Origin of the sequence: Sphingobacterium sp. UBA2610, from assembly GCF_002339225.1 — a bacterium.
GTDB lineage: Bacteria > Bacteroidota > Bacteroidia > Sphingobacteriales > Sphingobacteriaceae > Sphingobacterium > Sphingobacterium multivorum.
Genome location: NZ_DDKA01000032.1, coordinates 71,235 through 89,059 on the forward strand (window position 1 = coordinate 71,235; position 17,825 = coordinate 89,059).

The 17,825-nt window shown below is 40.4% G+C and carries 16 protein-coding genes; 14 read left to right on the forward strand and 2 right to left on the reverse strand.

Features of this window, described 5'->3' with window-relative positions; translation table 11 throughout:
- Nucleotides 1-18 precede the first annotated feature (18 nt).
- The 5 genes from hemF to trxB all read left to right on the forward strand — a co-directional run bounded on the left by hemF (nucleotide 19) and on the right by trxB (nucleotide 5,520).
- On the forward strand, nucleotides 19-915 hold the full coding sequence (gene hemF / locus B4Z47_RS21435) for an oxygen-dependent coproporphyrinogen oxidase (protein WP_070560847.1): 897 nt from the start codon (nucleotides 19-21) through the stop codon (nucleotides 913-915).
- A gap of 20 nt (nucleotides 916-935) precedes the next feature.
- The gene (locus tag B4Z47_RS21440) at nucleotides 936-2,195 is read left to right on the forward strand and encodes a M16 family metallopeptidase (RefSeq protein ID WP_115048529.1); all 1,260 of its coding nucleotides are present in this window, start codon (nucleotides 936-938) and stop codon (nucleotides 2,193-2,195) included.
- Nucleotides 2,185-3,507: a M16 family metallopeptidase gene (locus tag B4Z47_RS21445; protein WP_115048531.1), complete on the forward strand. Its 1,323-nt coding sequence runs from the start codon at nucleotides 2,185-2,187 to the stop codon at nucleotides 3,505-3,507. Before B4Z47_RS21440 ends, B4Z47_RS21445 begins: the two co-directional genes overlap by 11 nt.
- Nucleotides 3,508-3,578: 71 nt before the next feature.
- Nucleotides 3,579-4,535 (forward strand): 3'-5' exonuclease, encoded by a 957-nt coding sequence (locus B4Z47_RS21450; RefSeq protein WP_070560842.1) that lies wholly within the window; start codon nucleotides 3,579-3,581, stop codon nucleotides 4,533-4,535.
- 28 nt (nucleotides 4,536-4,563) lie between these two features.
- Nucleotides 4,564-5,520, forward strand: a complete 957-nt coding sequence (gene trxB, locus B4Z47_RS21455) for a thioredoxin-disulfide reductase (RefSeq protein ID WP_115048533.1) — start codon at nucleotides 4,564-4,566, stop codon at nucleotides 5,518-5,520.
- A 45-nt stretch (nucleotides 5,521-5,565) separates the two neighbouring features.
- Here the strand turns inward: trxB and rnhA are convergent, their stop codons facing one another.
- A complete protein-coding gene (gene rnhA, locus B4Z47_RS21460; RefSeq protein WP_115049557.1) occupies nucleotides 5,566-6,060 on the reverse strand; it encodes a ribonuclease HI in 495 nt (164 codons plus the stop codon).
- 427 nt (nucleotides 6,061-6,487) lie between these two features.
- On the opposite strand from rnhA, the gene B4Z47_RS21465 reads away from it, so the two are divergent.
- From B4Z47_RS21465 to B4Z47_RS21480, 4 genes are all read left to right on the forward strand, one after another.
- Nucleotides 6,488-8,326 carry an alpha-L-fucosidase gene (locus tag B4Z47_RS21465; RefSeq protein ID WP_115048535.1) on the forward strand — a complete coding sequence of 613 codons (1,839 nt, stop codon included), beginning with the start codon at nucleotides 6,488-6,490 and terminating at the stop codon, nucleotides 8,324-8,326.
- A 174-nt stretch (nucleotides 8,327-8,500) separates the two neighbouring features.
- Nucleotides 8,501-8,956: a hypothetical protein gene (locus B4Z47_RS21470; RefSeq protein WP_070560836.1), complete on the forward strand. Its 456-nt coding sequence runs from the start codon at nucleotides 8,501-8,503 to the stop codon at nucleotides 8,954-8,956.
- An 82-nt stretch (nucleotides 8,957-9,038) separates the two neighbouring features.
- Nucleotides 9,039-9,728, forward strand: a complete 690-nt coding sequence (locus B4Z47_RS21475; protein ID WP_115048537.1) for an SIR2 family NAD-dependent protein deacylase — start codon at nucleotides 9,039-9,041, stop codon at nucleotides 9,726-9,728.
- Between the two features lie 32 nt (nucleotides 9,729-9,760).
- A complete protein-coding gene (locus B4Z47_RS21480; protein WP_286727896.1) occupies nucleotides 9,761-10,858 on the forward strand; it encodes a DUF2891 domain-containing protein in 1,098 nt (365 codons plus the stop codon).
- On the opposite strand, the gene B4Z47_RS21485 is transcribed toward B4Z47_RS21480, so the two are convergent.
- Nucleotides 10,847-11,212 carry a winged helix-turn-helix transcriptional regulator gene (locus B4Z47_RS21485; RefSeq protein WP_115048541.1) on the reverse strand — a complete coding sequence of 122 codons (366 nt, stop codon included), beginning with the start codon at nucleotides 11,210-11,212 and terminating at the stop codon, nucleotides 10,847-10,849. The two genes, B4Z47_RS21480 and B4Z47_RS21485, sit on opposite strands and share 12 nt — an antisense overlap.
- A gap of 91 nt (nucleotides 11,213-11,303) precedes the next feature.
- Between B4Z47_RS21485 and B4Z47_RS21490 the strand changes: the two genes are divergently transcribed.
- From B4Z47_RS21490 to B4Z47_RS21510, 5 genes are all read left to right on the forward strand, one after another.
- Nucleotides 11,304-11,675 (forward strand): DoxX family protein, encoded by a 372-nt coding sequence (locus B4Z47_RS21490; protein WP_115048543.1) that lies wholly within the window; start codon nucleotides 11,304-11,306, stop codon nucleotides 11,673-11,675.
- Nucleotides 11,676-12,595: 920 nt separating this feature from the next.
- Nucleotides 12,596-13,306, forward strand: a complete 711-nt coding sequence (locus B4Z47_RS21495) for a hypothetical protein (protein ID WP_115048548.1) — start codon at nucleotides 12,596-12,598, stop codon at nucleotides 13,304-13,306.
- Between the two features lie 51 nt (nucleotides 13,307-13,357).
- Nucleotides 13,358-15,556, forward strand: coding sequence for a TonB-dependent receptor (locus B4Z47_RS21500; RefSeq protein WP_115049559.1), 2,199 nt, complete (start codon nucleotides 13,358-13,360; stop codon nucleotides 15,554-15,556).
- A 78-nt stretch (nucleotides 15,557-15,634) separates the two neighbouring features.
- A complete protein-coding gene (locus B4Z47_RS21505; protein ID WP_115048550.1) occupies nucleotides 15,635-16,081 on the forward strand; it encodes a VOC family protein in 447 nt (148 codons plus the stop codon).
- A 1,016-nt stretch (nucleotides 16,082-17,097) separates the two neighbouring features.
- Entirely contained in the window at nucleotides 17,098-17,685 is a 588-nt protein-coding gene (locus B4Z47_RS21510; protein WP_070560823.1) for a hypothetical protein, read from the forward strand.
- Nucleotides 17,686-17,825 lie beyond the last annotated feature (140 nt).

The window sequence follows — 17,825 nt, forward strand, 5'->3', positions numbered from 1 at the left end:
AAAGTAGCAATAGAGTAGATGATAACAAAAGAAGCGATTGCTTTAGCTTATAAAGAAATTCAGGACGAAATATGTCAGGCGCTGGAGAAATTAGACGGATCGGCACGCTTTGAAGAAGAATTGTGGGAGCGTGAAGGCGGCGGTGGCGGTCGCACCAGGATCATTCAAAATGGTCAAATTTTTGAAAAAGGAGGCGTTAACTTTTCGTCTGTGTATGGCAAATTACCTGAAGCGATCAAAAAGTCATTTGCGGTGGAAGAAGATGATTTTTTTGCGACAGGAGTTTCCATTGTAATCCATCCAAACAATCCCTTCGTACCTATTATACACATGAATATCCGCTATTTTGAACTGAACGATCAGATTCGTTGGTTTGGCGGCGGTATTGATTTAACTCCGCATTATATCGATGAAGAGGATGCGCGTTATTTTCATCAGCAGCTGAAAGATGTCTGTGATAGACATGATTCTACCTACTATGAAAAGTTTAAAAATTGGGCGGATGATTATTTTTATATCAGACATCGCCAGGAAACACGTGGCATAGGAGGTGTATTTTACGATAAGTTGAATACTGAAAAAACGGGGGTGAGCATGGAAGATATTTTTGCTTTTTCCTGTGACCTTGGACGCACGTTTGCACCAACCTACACTGCATTGGTGGAGAAAAATCGACATAAAACCTTTACAGATCAACAGAAAAATTGGCAATTGATCCGTCGCGGACGCTATGTCGAATTTAACCTCGTATGGGATTCGGGGACTAAATTTGGACTTGAAACGAATGGTCGGATTGAGTCCATATTGATGAGTCTACCAGCCCAAGCCAATTGGGTATATGACTATCGTCCTGAAGAAGGCTCCGAAGAAGCCAAAACCTTATCTTTATTGCGAAAAGGTATTAACTGGATTTAAAAACATCGAAGAAAAAATAGATGGTTTCTTATCAAAAATTTACGTTGGAAAACGGCCTACGTGTATTGGTACACGAGGATCATAATACAGCCATGGCCTGCGTCAATATCTTGTACGATGTGGGAGCAAGGGATGAATCGCCGGAACAGACCGGATTTGCGCACTTATTTGAACACCTGATGTTTGGTGGAAGTATCAATATTCCTAATTTCGATACCGAATTACAAAAAGTGGGTGGCGAGAATAATGCATTCACCAGCAACGATATTACAAATTATTACATCACTTTACCCTCTTCAAATCTAGAAACGGCATTGTGGTTGGAGTCGGACCGGATGTTAAGTTTGGCTTTTTCCGAACAAAGCCTCGAAGTGCAGCGGAATGTCGTGAGTGAAGAATTCAAACAGCGTTATTTGAATCAGCCTTATGGTGACGCTTGGCTAAAATTACGTCCATTAGCCTATCAGGTACATCCGTATCGTTGGGCAACCATCGGAAAAGAACTGAGCCATATTGAAGAGGCTACAATGGAAGATGTTAAAGCATTTTTCAAATTACATTATAATCCGCAGAGTGCAATTATGGTTGTTTCTGGAGATGTTCATTTTGAGGAAGTAAAAGCTTTGACTGAAAAATGGTTTGGCGATATCGAGGCGGGCGAAAAATACAATCGCCAATTGCCTAAAGAACCCGCGCAAGATAAGATTAGGCGTGAAACGACTTGGGCAGAGGTGCCTTTGGATGCGCTTTATATGGCATTTCATGGCCCTGCTCGATTGGAAGAGGGGTATTTTGCAATGGATCTTCTGTCGGACATTTTATCGAGGGGCTCTTCTTCACGTTTGTATCGTCGATTGGTAAAAGAGGGGCAGTTATTTAGTGAAATAAATGCTTATGTGATGGGAAGTATCGACAATAACCTCTTTGTTATTGAAGGAAAACCATCGGAAGGCATCTCGCTAGAGGAAGCTGAACGTGCGGTGTGGGCAGAATTGGAGGTCATAAAATCCGAGTTAGTACCTGCAGCTGAATTGGAAAAAGTAAAGAATAAGATCGAATCGACCAATGTTTTTGCAGAACTATCTATTTTGGATAAAGCCATGAACTTGGCTTTCCATGAGTTGCTGGGTGATGCAAACGGCATCAACACAGAGGTCTCAAAATATTTGTCGGTGAGTGCTGAGGAAGTTCAACAGCAAGCTCAGGTTATTTTTAGACCGGAGAATGCTTCTATATTAATGTATAAATCAAAACAAGAGGAGGCTGTACATGTTGGATAGAACAAAAGCACCCGAGTTCCGTGAAATTGGAAATATAAGTTTGAAAGAACCAATCAAGAAGCAGTTTGCAAACGGATTGCCTGTCTATGTATTCCAGTCGCCCGAGCAGGAGCTGGTACGGATAGAATGGATCTTTGAGAATACCTATCTTGACGGTGCGGCTGAAAATCCGTTGTTAAATAGTACTTTAAGTGCATTGCTTAAGGAGGGGACAAAGACCATGTCGAGTGCAGAGATTGCAGATAAAGTGGATTTCTACGGAGCATTTCTTGTTCCTGAATATTCTTTTGACGTAACGTCTCTGTCGCTTTATACATTGAATAGACATAGTCAAGTACTCTTGCCGCTTGTAAAAGATATTCTGACGGAAGCATCGATTCCGCAACAGGAGTTAGATACCTATTTGCGTAATAACAAGCAAAAGTTTCAAGTTTCTATTCAGAAAAATGATTATCTGGCGAGACGCAAATTTTACAATTTGATCTTTGGTGAGAACAATCGTTATGGGCGTACACCAAAACTAACAGATTACGATGCAATTACGCGTGCGCAGCTGATCGAATTGTACCGTAGGGAAATTGTTCCTACCAATTGTACATTAATTGTTTCAGGTAATGTTTCTGAAGAGCTTTTGCAGGAGTTGGAGCAAATCTTCGGTGTCGATTGGCAAGGAGCAGCTGCTGTATCTCCTTCGGAAGTCCCAGTTTTGGTGCAAGGTTCAAATAACCTGGCTTATGAGGAAAAAGATAATGCCTTGCAGTCTGCCATTCGGTTAGGCTGTCAGACAATCGGAAGGGAACATCCCGATTATCCGGCATTACAATTTGTCAACACATTATTAGGTGGTTTTTTCGGTTCCCGCCTAATGCGCAATATCCGAGAAGAAAAAGGGTATACCTATAGCATTGGTTCGGCTGTTGCTACCTTGAAACATACTGGTTTTATGACCATTGTAACTGAAGTTGGGGTAGATGTAACACAGGCCACGTTGACTGAAATAGAAAAGGAGATCAATTTGTTGAAAACAACTTTGGCCTCCGAGGATGAGGTCAATCTTGTGAAGACCTATATGGAAGGTTCTATGTTGGGTTCGTTGGAAAGTATCTTTTCGCATGCCGACAAGTTCAAAAGTGTTTTGTTAAATGGGATGACATTGAACTATTATTCTTATTATATGGAACAGATCAGAAATATGTCGCCCGAGAAGGTGCAGCATCTTGCCAATAAATACTTGGACTACGATGCCATGGTGAAGGTTGTTGTTGGGAAAATCAGTCAAGTAGAACCAGTTCATCAAGCGGTTGTAAATTAAATTTCTTAGACTACAAAAATCGAATACTACTTTGTATTTTTGGTTTTTGATAAAAAAGTGTATTATCCAGCATGGAATTAAAATTAAAAAGACCATTGGTATTTTTCGATTTGGAAACTACAGGTGTTAATGTAGCGACCGATCGTATTGTGGAAGTATCATTTCTGAAAGTGATGCCCAGTGGTGAAGAAACAGTCTATACAAAGAAGATCAATCCAGAAGTGCCTATCCCTGCGGAATCCTCTTTTTTTCACGGCATTTATGATGAAGATGTGAAGGATGCTCCTAATTTTAAAGCAATCGCAGTGGAACTTGCGGCTTTTATTGCCGATGGAGATCTCGCGGGCTATAATTCCAATAAATTCGATGTCCCAATGCTTATGGAAGAGTTTTTACGGGCAGGTGTTGATTTTTCATTGGAGGGTAGAGCATTTGTGGATGTTCAAAATATCTTCCATCAGATGGAACAACGTACGCTGAAAGCTGCATACAAGTTTTATTGCAACGAAGATCTTGAAAATGCGCATACAGCGGAAGCGGATGTTCGTGCCACATATGAGGTCTTGAAAGCGCAGCTGACAAAATATGAAGGCGCTGCATTCGAAGATAAACATGGGACAGTATCTTATCCTGTCGTAAACGATGTTGAGGCGCTACATACGTTTACCAACCTAAGTAAACCTGTAGATTTTGCCGGACGGCTCGTCTATAATGCGGAGGGATTGGAAACGATCAATTTTGGTAAACATAAAGGAAGACCTGTTATAGAAGTATTTGAGCAAGAGCCCAGTTACTACGCTTGGATGCAGAATGGTGATTTTCCATTGTATACCAAGAAGGTCTTGGAGAATATCTGGAATCGGTATAAAAAGGAAAAGAGTGAGCAAAAGGCAAAAGCAGCTGCAGCCACCCATTCTGTAGAAGATAAAAAACTTGCGAAAAAGGAATTCAATCAACAAAAAGAAGAAGCGCCGCAGAACATTTCTTTGGATATGTTGAAAGGATTGCAAGATAAATTTAAAAAATAACGTTAATTAATAGCTTAGAAAAAGGATTATGGAATTCAAACAAGAAGTGGAACATGTACAGTGTTTGATTATTGGTTCGGGACCAGCAGGTTATACTGCCGCGATTTATGCAGCCCGTGCGGATATGAAACCAGTCGTTTATACCGGTATTGTGCCAGGGGGACAGTTGACTCAAACAACTGAGGTGGACAATTTCCCTGGTTATCCAAAAGGTATCACTGGACCAGTGATGATGGAAGATTTGCGTGAGCAAGCTGAACGTTTCGGAACTTCAGTGCGTTTTGGATATGTGACTAAAGTGGATTTTACAGGTGAGGTACACCGTGTTGAGATCGATGGAATGGTACAAGTTACCGCAGATACTGTGATTATTGCGACAGGAGCCACAGCAAAATGGTTAGGCTTGGAATCTGAACAAAAATACAATGGTTTTGGTGTTTCAGCATGTGCTGTATGTGATGGGTTCTTCTTTAAAAACCAAGAGGTTGCTATTGTAGGTGCTGGGGATACAGCGGCAGAAGAAGCAACGTATCTTGCAAAATTATGCTCAAAAGTACATATGTTGGTTCGCCGTGACGAGTTTCGTGCTTCTAAAGCAATGGTACATCGCGTTATGAATACACCAAATATCGAAGTTCACTACAATTCTGAGGCAAAAGAAGTCCTAGGAGATGGTCAGGTGGTGACCGGAATACGTGTTGTAAACAATAAAGACCAGTCTGAAAATGATATCGAAGTAACAGGTTTCTTCGTTGCTATTGGGCATAAGCCTAATACCGAGCTTTTCACAGGTGTATTGGATATGGATGAAACAGGTTATTTAATTACAAAACCAGATAGTACTGCAACAAATATCCCGGGTGTTTTTGCTTGTGGTGATGTTCAGGATAACATCTTCCGTCAGGCAATCACTGCTGCAGGTACAGGTTGTATGGCAGCTTTGGAAGCTGAAAGATACTTAGCAGCTAAGGAAAGCGGCGAATAATCGCATGGAAATAATAAAAACGGGGCATTGTACAATGCCCCGTTTTTATTTACCTTCTTCCATTTCAAAAACACTATCGATTTTCCAATTTGCCTTATCTTTGGATGCTGCGACAGCTAAACGATCACAGCGCTCATTTAACGGATGCCCAGCATGGCCTTTTACCCATACAAGGCGTACGGTATGGAGCTTATAGGCGCTCATTAAGCGCAACCAAAGATCTTTGTTCTTTTTTCCCGCAAAACCTTTTTGTATCCAACCATATACCCATTTCTTATCAATGGCGTCAATGACGTATTTGGAGTCAGAATACACGGTAACATGTTGTTGTAGATTTTTCAGTGCCTCGAGGCCGACGATCACAGCCATCAATTCCATCCTGTTGTTAGTCGTTTTGCGGTAACCGCCCGAAAACTCTTTTTCGATCAGTTTACCTTTAAAGGCTTCATTATCGCCTGTATAAATAGTTCTTAAGATGGTTCCGTAACCTCCAGGGCCCGGATTTCCACTTGAAGCCCCATCTGTATATAATTCGATCATACCGGCCAAATATACATGAAGTTTTTGTAAGCACATACAAACAGGTAAAAATGATCAAGACTAGTCCATATTTTGATGCTCGAAGTAGAAGAATTTTAACACTGCGACATGTTCAATCAATTCAACGATAGGGCATAGTGCTACAAGCATCAAAATTCATAGGTATTTAAGACTGACTTTATAGGTGTTTAAAAGGGACTTTACACGGCTTTATCCGAATGAGGTCCGAATGAGGTCCCTATAAAGTCCCTATGAGGTCCGTTTAAATAATAGGAATATTCCCTGCGTGTTTTTAGTTTGAGCGAGAGAAAATACAATGTTAGATTTCAATTGCTCTCCAACGTAATTTATCCCTTACATAGTTGGATTGTGCTGATTTATGTGTATTTTGCCCGCTTAAACTGTTATGTAATCGATAAAATAGCTTATGAAGTTTCGAAAGATTTCTCTTTTTGTTCTTTTGGCGTCCGCGTGCTTAAACGTTTCAGCGCAGAACAATGTATCACCGCAAAAAATGGATTGGTTTGAGGATGCCAAACTGGGTATTTTTATTCACTGGGGGATTTATTCTGTCGATGGAATATCAGAATCTTGGTCATTCTTCAATAATTACATCAACCATGACAATTATATCAAGCAACTGAATGGTTTTACAGCAAAGGATTATAGACCGAAGGAATGGGCCAAATTGATCAAAGAAGCCGGTGCGAAATACACGGTGATTACGACCAAACACCATGACGGGATCTCGATGTGGAATACGAAGGCTGATAAAGCGATCACGACATTACAAGACGCAGCTGCCAAACAGGATGTAATCACACCATTTGTGAAAGCCATACAAGAAGAAGGCTTGCATACTGGACTGTATTATTCTTTGCCCGATTGGAGCCATCCTTATTACGATGTTTTTACGCGCAATCGAAAACGTTATGAATTGAAAAGTGAGCCTTCTCGTTGGGATAATTATGTAAAATATTACCAGAAGCAATTGACTGAGCTATCCGAACAGTATAAGCCCGAATTACTTTGGTTTGACGGGGATTGGGAGCATAGTGCCGAGGAGTGGAAAGCTAAAGAGACCTTGAATCTTTTGCGGAAGTATAATCCGAATATTATTATAAACTCGCGATTGAATCATCATGGAGATTACGATACACCTGAGCAAGGGATTCCAGTAAACCGTCCTGATGCTAAATTTTGGGAACTCTGTTATACCATGAATGATTCTTGGGGCTATCAACCCTTTGATAAAAAGTACAAATCACCGAATATGATCATTCGAACGTTGGTAGATTGTATTTCCCTGGGTGGAAACCTATTGTTGGATATCGGTCCAAAGGCAGATGGAACGATCCCTGAGGAACAATTAAATATTTTGAAACAGCTGGGGCGATGGACACATAAGCATGCAGCTGCGATCTACGGTACAAGAGCCGGTATTCCTTTTGTGAACTACGGCGGGAAATCTGCTTTATCAAAGGACGGAAAGACACTTTACCTGTATGTATACGACCAGAAACCCGAATTGCAGCTCAGAGGTTTGGTCAATCATACAGCCATTAAAGAAGTCTCAGTTGTTGGTGATGCATCCGCGAAAGTGAACGTTAAGTCTGAAAACGGAACCGTTCAAGTCGATTTGACGAAAGTAAACTTTGATCAGGATGTGACTGTGATTGCACTAACCTTTGCGGAGGTGCTTCGTTGGACTGCACCGCAAGATACTGAAGTTACGTTGAAATCTGTACTGGATAATAAGTTGACAGGTCGTGCTTTAGGTCAGATCGCTTCAACACTGCATGCCGGAAAAAATATCTTTGATAATTCCGGATTGACCGTGGATGGCTTAGAGACCAAATTGCCAAGTAGTAATGCGACTAATCCAACGGTATTAAAGTGGATTAAGGATCATGCCGAAGCACTTTATGAGACTGGAAAAGGCTTACCTGAAGGACATTATGAAGGACTAAGCGCGCTCTCTAAAGATCGCCAGACATTGTATCTGTTTGTCGAGGGAAAACCTACGGGTCCTATTGCACTAAAAGGTGTTAAAAATGGAGTCGCCAGGATCCGCGTGGTCGGTGAGGGCTCCATGATAAATCATGAGATTTTCAATAAGCTTTATTGGAGTAGCATCCCGGGTATTATCTACATTCAGGCACCAGCAGAGCGCTTGGATAAAAATATGACAGTTATTGCTGTTTTGTTGGATGCGCCAATACAACTATATCGCGAGAAAGTGGGCGCTATCGAAAATAACCTTTAAGAGGTCGAATAGCAATTAGCGTTGAAAAAAAGCCTGGGATAACAAAATATCCTGGGCTTTTTTGCGAGATATAAACTATGCTGATTTATTAATTCTGATCCATTTTCTTTCGGTATTCGGTGCATTTTCTCCTGAATTGTGGCGCAAAAGCATTTTTTATTATAACTTAGGCCTATGAATCCAATCAAAGCTGTTTTGATCCCAATTTTTGTTCTTCTTTGTGTTTGTTGTTCTTCCGGTGACGGAAGTAAATCCGAGCGATTGCGGGCAGATTCGTTAGTGAATGAAGTGGTCAATGGAAGGTTAGCTCTAGCAACATTAGCAGAGTCAAATGAATTTATGTATTTCAATGATAAATACTTTCATGAACCGGCGGATTTAAAGGTCATTCCGAAATTTGATAAGGTACAGATTCAAGTTGTTACTTATCGGATTTATCAGCATGTCAAATTAAAAAATAATCGCTATGTGTTCAACGTGCAGAAAGCCAGTGAACTGCATATACCAAATAGCGCTTTTGTGTATTACCAACGTTCTTTTGATGATATGAACCGTAAGGCAGCCTTGAGTAAAGATTCGATCCGACTCGAGCTGCCGGATAATTATGCATCTTTGTTGATAAATGAATGATCTAGATCAGGCCTACAGACATGATGAAGGTCATATCAAAAGTCAATCTTAACTATACAATGGTGCAACAAATAGATTTAAGATGGAAAAGAAAAATATCGTTGTATTGACGGGGGCCGGTATTTCGGCTGAAAGCGGTATACCTACCTTTAGGGATGCCAATGGATTGTGGGAAGGACATGACGTCATGGAAGTTGCTTCCATTGAAGGTTGGCATAAAAATCCAGCCTTGGTGCAGGAGTTTTATAATCTGAGACGGAAAGCCGCTTTGGTCGCACAGGCAAATGCGGCTCATCATGCGCTGGTAAAATTGGAATCAGCATACCGGGTGAGTATTGTGACGCAGAATGTAGATCTACTACATGAACAGGCAGGTTCATCCCATATCGTTCATTTGCACGGACGCCTGGATCAGTCGAAGTCATCTGTCGATGACCGTTTGGTGTATCCCATTGTTGGTGATGAGATCAAAATGGGTGATCTTTGTGAGAAGGGTAGTCAGCTGAGGCCAAATATAGTCTGGTTTGGAGAGGCTGTGCCGGCCATTGAGGAAGCGATAAGCCTGGTTTCGAAGGCCGATATTTTGATTATTGTGGGGACCTCCCTACAGGTTTATCCCGCTGCGGGACTTAAAGAATTTGCGCCTAGTCACTGTAAATCGTTTTTAATTGACAAAAAGATTCCTCATGACAACGCTTTACGTAATATACAGTGTATTGGAGAATCGGCGACCATAGCTGTTCCTGAACTGGTAGAACAATTACTTAATTAAATGTTATATAGTCGTTTATAAAATAAGGGTTTATGAAGAAAATAATAGGGCTTCTTTGCATGTCCGTTGCTTTTGTTGCATGTCAAAATAATTCAGCGACCAAAGTAAATACGAGTTCAAATGATCAGCCTTTAACCTTGGATAGCATTCAGGCCAAGCATCTGCTCAGTTTGCCACTGCATTGCATCGAAGTGGAATATCCCAATAAGCTGGGACAGGTACTCGGTAGTGATGGTGATCTAAAAGCACCGCGTACATTGCATCCAATTTTTTACGGTTGTTTTGACTGGCATTCTTCTGTACACGGGTATTGGTCAATTGTGCATATTTTGAAGGAATTTCCAAATTTGGATAGCTCAGGTGAAATTCGACGCCAATTGAACCGAAATATTACAGCAGAAAATGTGGCTGTTGAATTAGATTTCTTTCAAGATAAGAACAATAAGAACTTTGAGCGTACGTATGGCTGGGCTTGGTTGTTGCAGCTGCAGAAGGAATTATTAACTTGGGAAGATGCCGATGCAAAACGCTGGGCATCGAATCTTGAACCGTTGGTGAAACATGTGGTAAAATCGTATCAGGAATATTTGCCCAAATTGGTCTATCCGATCAGGACAGGCTATCATGATAATTCGGCCTTTGGCCTTTCGCTGTCCCTGGACTATGCAAGAAGCACGGGAAATGTGACGTTTGAAAAATCATTAATGACGAATGCTTCTCGTTTATACAGTCAGGATAAGAGCTGCAACATTTCTTTTGAGCCAAGTGGAAGCGATTTTCTTTCTCCTTGTCTTGAAGAAGCCCTTTGTATGAGTATGGTGCTGCAACAGGAGGATTACCGTAAATGGTTAAAGGATTTTATGCCAGATCTGTTTAATCCCGATTTCAATTTAGAACCAGGAATCGTGAAAGATCGAACCGACGGACATTTGGTCCATCTGGATGGACTTAATTTTAGTCGCGCCAACTGTTTAAACGGTATCGCCAAAGCGCTGCCTGAATTAAGTTATTTGCATAGGTTGGCGAATAAACATTTAAAGTATTCTTTGCCCAATATTACAACCAAGGATGATTACATGGGGTCACATTGGTTAGGTACTTTTGCACTCTATGCACTATCAAAGCATTGATTCGGGGAGATTATCTTCTCCCCATCTATCCATTAGGTTTAATATTTCCTCGAGCGAACGGCCGAGCTCGGTTAATTCATATTCTACCTTTGGGGGAACTTGCTGGTATACAATTCTATTAATCAGCTTGTCATGCTCCAGTTCCTTTAATTTGGCGATCAGCATACGTTCAGATATTCCCACGAGTCTTTTCCGCAACTCACTATAGCGGAGTTTACCTTCATTTAGCAAATAGGAAAGGATATTGATTTTCCATCTGCCACCTATGGTGGCCAAGGTAAATGCAATACCACAACGGTCTTTCCAGTATAGCTCATTAATGTGATTGGTTGAATTCTCTTTTCGCGGGTTCATACAAACTTTTTTGTTGGTATCATACAATCTTGTATGTACTGTTATTCCTGCAAATTAATAAAGAAATTTGTAGGAAAACAAAAAGTATAACATGGAAACGATTAAATCAGTCGCTCATTGGTTGAGCAATGCGTACTACCTTTATGTATTTGGATATGCATCATTATTCAAAGTTTTTCAAAAGAGCGCCATGATGCAAAGCATGCAGTCCCTGGGTTTTAATAAGACTTGGATGATCATTATCGGAATAGGGGAACTAATGGGGGTAGTATTGCTCTTAATAGGTTTGTATAACCCGCAATTTAAGAATGCTGCAGTGCTGCTGTTGTTTCCATTTGCGGTTGCTGCGTTTACGGCACATATGGCGCATCAAGAGTATCATCATTTCTACAACTCCTTGCTGATGTGTGTACTTAGTATTGTGCTGTTGGCCACAGACAAAACCTTTAAAATTATACTTTAAATCCTGCGTCAGCTTTAGCATGATCATTAGAAAATTAGGATTATTTTATAGCTTAATTTTCTAATGATCCTATGTTTATCCGGAAGCAAGTGGTGCTGGAGATGCAAGAGGGAAAATAATGTGATAGACTACAATTATAAGCGGTATGGCAAGCCGGTCGATAGCCGAAAATATAGGAGCGACTTGATCGGTTGTAAATCGTGATTTGTGCTAATTTAACTCTGTTGATTTATGCTGGGATATTTTGTTTTTCTACCGTTTTATTGCGTTGTTATTGGTATAAGTAAAGTTTTCGCGCTGTTTTTTTTAGATATACATTTTTTAGCAAGTTAGAAAAAGACTATAAAATTCAAGATTTGTGCTACTCTACACGATCAAACTTATAATACATTTGATCTATCAATCCCATAGGGATGTTACATGCTATGTATAGGTATTTAAGACAACTTTTAATGGTTTTGTCCATTGTTTTTTTCTGTCTGTTTTTTACAGGTAAAATAAACAAGGATGTCTTTTCACATACTGCCTATAAAAACACCTCAAAAACGGCAATAACTTCTTCACAATCCCATTTCGATTTTTATGTCGGATCGATCGAAGAATGCTCGTTCGAATGGCGTTATGATCAACATTTAGCATATGCCGTTCGGCTCTGTACCTTGGGACTGATTCTACCAATTTTCTTGCTATTTGCGGATAAGAAGTCATGGCATAGTTTTTATGAACTCCAAAATAAATATCTATCGAACAGGCTGCCAGACAGGTGTATCCTATACCATTCCTTTAAAATTTTCGGTTAAATCCCTTTTCCTTTTCGTGAATATCATCGGTTGGGTCGACAGACGGCTATAAAACCGATTTAATAAATCATTGCTTGAAGAAAGCGGCTTAATCAGCTGCTTTGCTATTAAATCATTTATATGAACACAACACTTTACGCATTAGCTATTACAGCTATTACGATCAGTTTTTTTCATACTGCATCGGGCCCAGATCATTATCTGCCATTTATTGTATTGTCCAAATCGAAAAAATGGTCGTTGGGGAAAACCATATTATGGACCATTATATGTGGGCTTGGGCATGTTTTCAGTTCGGTCATACTGGGGATTATTGGCGTTTATCTTGGATGGCAGCTCAATAAGATCAGCTGGTTGCAGGACGTGCGCGGCAATGTTTCGAGTTGGGCACTATTTATTTTTGGACTTGGATATTTGATTTACGGGATCTGGAAAATGTCAAAGAAGAATTCTCATAAGCATTTTGATGTGATGGGTGATGAGGTGTATGTGCATGAACACACGCATGGGAAAAGCACATCAGGGCATCATCACCATCATCAAAAAACGAAGGTAACGCCTTTGGTATTATTTGCAATTTTCGTCATGGGACCATCGGAACCATTGATTCCACTTTTATTTTTTTCAGGTGCTCACCGCTCAATGCCAGAGGTGATTACACTGATTAGCACCTTTACCATCACAACAGTGGCAACCATGGTTGGGATGGTCTTGTTGGGAATTTATGGTTATAATTTGCTCAACACCGAAAAACTTGATCGATATGTACACGCTATTAGTGGTGCTGTCCTCTCAATTTGCGGTGCGGGGATGTTATTTCTGGGATGGTAATTTTTTAAATAGGATATGAACAAACATCAAATCACCTTTTTTATAAGCCTAATGGCTACTACACACAGTTATGCCCAGCAACATGTAATTCAGGGAACTGTGAAAGATAAGGATAGTAAACAGAGATTAGAAGAAGTCAATATACGTTACCAACGTGGAATAAAACATAGTCATACAGCATCGAATGGTACTTTTTCCGTACAGCCGGGAATATTTCCGGATACTTTATTGTTGAGCCGGATTGGCTATCTCGATCAGGTATACATCCTAAAAGAAGCGAAGTCTCCGATTGAAATCGAGATGCAAAAAAATGAAGTGCAGTTGAGTCAAATTCAGGTGGATGCATTCAATAGCAGTAAAACATTGAGCAAAGTTGATTTAAGTAAGATTCCGGTTAATTCGGCGCAAGATCTGTTACGAAAAGTTCCTGGGCTCTTTATAGCACAGCATGCCGGTGGTGGAAAGGCTGAGCAAATATTTTTGCGTGGATTTGATAATGATCACGGTACAGATATTGCCATTACTGCAGATGGCATTCCCGTTAATATGGTCTCTCATGCGCACGGTCAAGGATACGCAGATCTCCATTTTATTATTCCAGAAACGGTAAAAGACATTGATTTTGGCAAGGGTGCTTATTATGCAGACAAAGGCGATTTGAACACATCGGGTTATGTTAATTTTACGACCTTGGATCATTTGGATCATAATCTTTTTAAGGTTGAAGGCGGTTCTTTTGATTCCTGGCGTACCGTGGCCATGCTTAATCTGCTGAATAACCATGAGCAGAATAAATATGCCTATGCCGCAGGAGAGTTCAATTATTCGAATGGTCCTTTTGACATCAAGCAAAATTTTAGTCGTGTCAATCTATTTGCGAAATATAATCAGTGGATCGATGAGAAACATTATATCAATCTCCAGGGGTCCATATTCAGTTCGGGTTGGAATGCATCGGGTCAGATTCCGGAGCGGGCTGTTCGTCAGGGACTGATTAGCCGTTGGGGTTCGATTGATTCTACAGAAGGCGGGAATACATCCCGCATGAATTTGGCGATGCAATACCGTGCGCTGATCAGTGATCAAGAAAGCTGGGAAAGCAATGTTTACTTCTCGCGCTATAAATTTCAGTTGTTTTCGGATTTTACTTTCTTTCTGAAAGACCCCATTCATGGCGATGAAATAGAGCAGGTTGATAATCGATACTTGTACGGTATCGAAAACAAATACAATCGCCAATTTCATTTTGATCATAGTCAGCTTTCTTGGACATCGGGGTTTGGGCTCCGAGTGGATGATATCAAAGATCTTCAACTGAACCATGTCTATCAGCGCGACGAATTATTGGATCGGCTTTCGCATATTTCGGGTGTAGAAATGAATCTTCATGCCTATAGCAATCTGGATTGGCGTATTGGAAAATGGACGATTAATCCTGCATTACGTGTCGATCACTTGATTTTCAACTTGCATGATAAGCTGAAAAGTGATCCTGCAGGGCAAGAGGCTTCTGCAACAAGAATCAGCCCAAAGCTGAACTTTGGATATACGTTCAATCATAGCGCCCAAATCTATTTGAAAACGGGTATGGGATTTCATTCCAACGATATCAGGGTGGTGATGGAACAACAGGGAAAAGATATTATGCCCATTTCCTTTGGTGCAGATCTTGGCTTGATCTGGAAGCCAACTGATAACCTTTTTATTCAGCCTGCTTTATGGGGGTTATACCTGCAGCAAGAATTTGTGTACGTCGGGGATGAAGCTGTTGTAGAGCCTTCAGGCAAAACGAAACGTCTGGGGGCTGATTTGAGTCTACGCTATCAAGCTACTCCATGGTTATATTTTGATGGCGACATCAATTATGCGTACGCGCGGGCAATTGACCAACCTAAAGGCGAAAACTATATCCCGCTGGTACCTTCTTTAACAAGTACAGGGGGAGTATCTGTGAAGCTACCGCTCGGCATTTCGGCCAATTTGCGCTATCGTTATATGAATACAAAACCAGCGAAAGAAGATAATTCGGTACGTGCTAAAGGTTATTTGGTCAACGATCTCCTGCTTAACTATGGCGTGGGAAAATGGAATTTTTTGTTGCAGGCCCAAAACTTATTTGACACCAAATGGAATGAAGCACAGTTTGAGACAGAGACTCGATTAAGAAATGAACAACAGCCCGTTTCTGAATTGCATTTCACCCCTGGAACACCTTTTATGGTAAAAGCTGGCCTGAGCTATAAATTCTAAAGACTGGGTAAAGTGGTCGCCTTAAAATTTTCCTTTGTATCTTTAATAGGAATTATAAGTCCTTATAAATGATGTATTATGGAAAAGAGTAAGTTACTTCGAATGGATAATATGGGTATCGTGGTGGAGTCGTTGGACAACGCGATTTCGTTTTTTTCAGAACTTGGTTTACATTTGGAGGGAAGGGCACAGATTAAAGGGGAATGGTCAGGTCGAATAACAGGTCTCGGTGCTCAGCATGTGGAGATCGCCATGATGGTGACACCAGATGGGCATAGCCGATTGGAGCTTTCAAGATTTATTGATCCAGCGATAATTGCAGATCATAGAAACGCTCCGGTCAATGCCTTGGGCTATTTGCGGGCAATGTTTACCGTTGAAGATATCGATGATGTGCTGCGGCGACTCATTGACAATCATGGAGCTGTGCTGGTCGGGGAGGTGGTACAATATGAAAATGCGTATCGTCTCTGTTATCTAAGGGGAGTAGAGGGATTATTGATTGGTTTAGCACAACCGCTGTAAGGTAATTGATATGAACTGGTAAAAGACAGCTATAGGAATAATTACAAGGCAAGTGATAGGAATTGAATCTTTGTACGAAAAAAGAAAATTTAAGAAATTTCTATGTTTTACAAAATAAATAGGAAACTAAGACGTTATTGATACAAATACTTTTCATAAAATAGGTTAATATATGGCTAAGACCCTAGAGTTCCCCGCTCTAGGGCTTTTTTGTAATTATACGTCCGGGAATAACGAAATTTTGTACAATCTGTCTGGATCGCGTTCTTTCCTGATCAATAAAGCGAAATTTAGCTACTTGATGAAAGCCATGAGGAGGGCCTAAGAATCTATTTTTTAGATGCTGTTTTCAGCGATGAACTCGTCGTTATCACTGGTTTTGCAATTTTGCCCAAACTGGATATAAATTAGGCAATTTTTGAACATGTGGTCATTAGTATAATCACACATAAGACGAGTAATATAATAACAGATGTGGTGTAAAGCGTTCTTCTCATAATACTTTTTTTTACTTAGTAGTTTACAAAAGCCGTGCCTTTATTTTTAGAACTTGCAGTAAGTCTGGTTGTTGTAGCTTCGTGTCTACAAGGCGTCGATATGAATAAGGAAATGATATGTTTGAAAAGGCTTTTGCCGATGTCTTGTGCATCGATTGTGGAATTAATGGATCTGGTTCCTATTGTTCGTTTGAAACGATGTTTTTTCTGATAGTCTATAGACGATGAGAATACCCAAAAGCATTACAATTGTATAGGCAATAAACGCGATGTTTTCAGACTGATGTTCGCTACCCTTTGCAACACAACGCTGTCTGTTTGGTCACAGCGGCAGCGAAAGCAAACAACACCAGCGAAGCCACGTAAAATAATATTACTTTTAGGTATATGGTTTCTCTTTTCATTTTCTAACTGTTTGGTAAACGTGAATTTACACTATTTTTGAAGAAATAGTGAAGGTTATCTGAAAGAGTGGTGTGCTTTTTGTTTATAGGGGAGAAAGATTAGAGAAATAATAATATGAAGTATCCTTATTTAGGAATTAGTATGGTATGTGCGGCCCTAGCGAGCATGGCCAATTCAAAGGCTGTATTTGCCGGAGAGCAATTAGCTGTTCAACACATTGAATATGTGCAGGTAAATTCAGACTCATTGAAGGTTGAACAATTAGCAACAGCGCTGAGAAAGATGAAGCCTATCAGTTCGGCTGATTTTAAGGCAAAGTTCAAACCGGAAATCAATGGATTTAAGCTCACAGAGGTGACGGCTTTCGAGGATGCGGAGTCAGGATCTTACGCAACGGCAAACTATGTGAAGGGAGAGCAAAATATTTATTTGATGGTTACCGACGGAGCCGGTCCAGGTTCGGATCAGGTAAAGTTAAATTTGATGAACTATATCGACCTAAAATCAATTGAAGACCTAGGAACCAAAATGCAGGTTAAGCCTTACAAAGGTTGGCTGGCGTCTTTTGACTGGAGCATGTTTGAAAACGATGGTTTGACTAGCATTCAATATCTCGAATCAAATCGATTTGCAACTGTCTCTTCAGCAAATAATGTAGCAATTGAAGAATTAGAGAGTTTTTTGAATAGTTTTAGTCTATAAGAAAATTGGCACAGTCCCGGAACCTTTAATCAAAGCCGGGACTCAGTCCATCAAACCGATTTAATCCATTCCCCGACTGCTAATAGTCGTTAAATATCTATATCTTCCGAGCCTTTCTTTCCGTAATTTCCCAGATTATC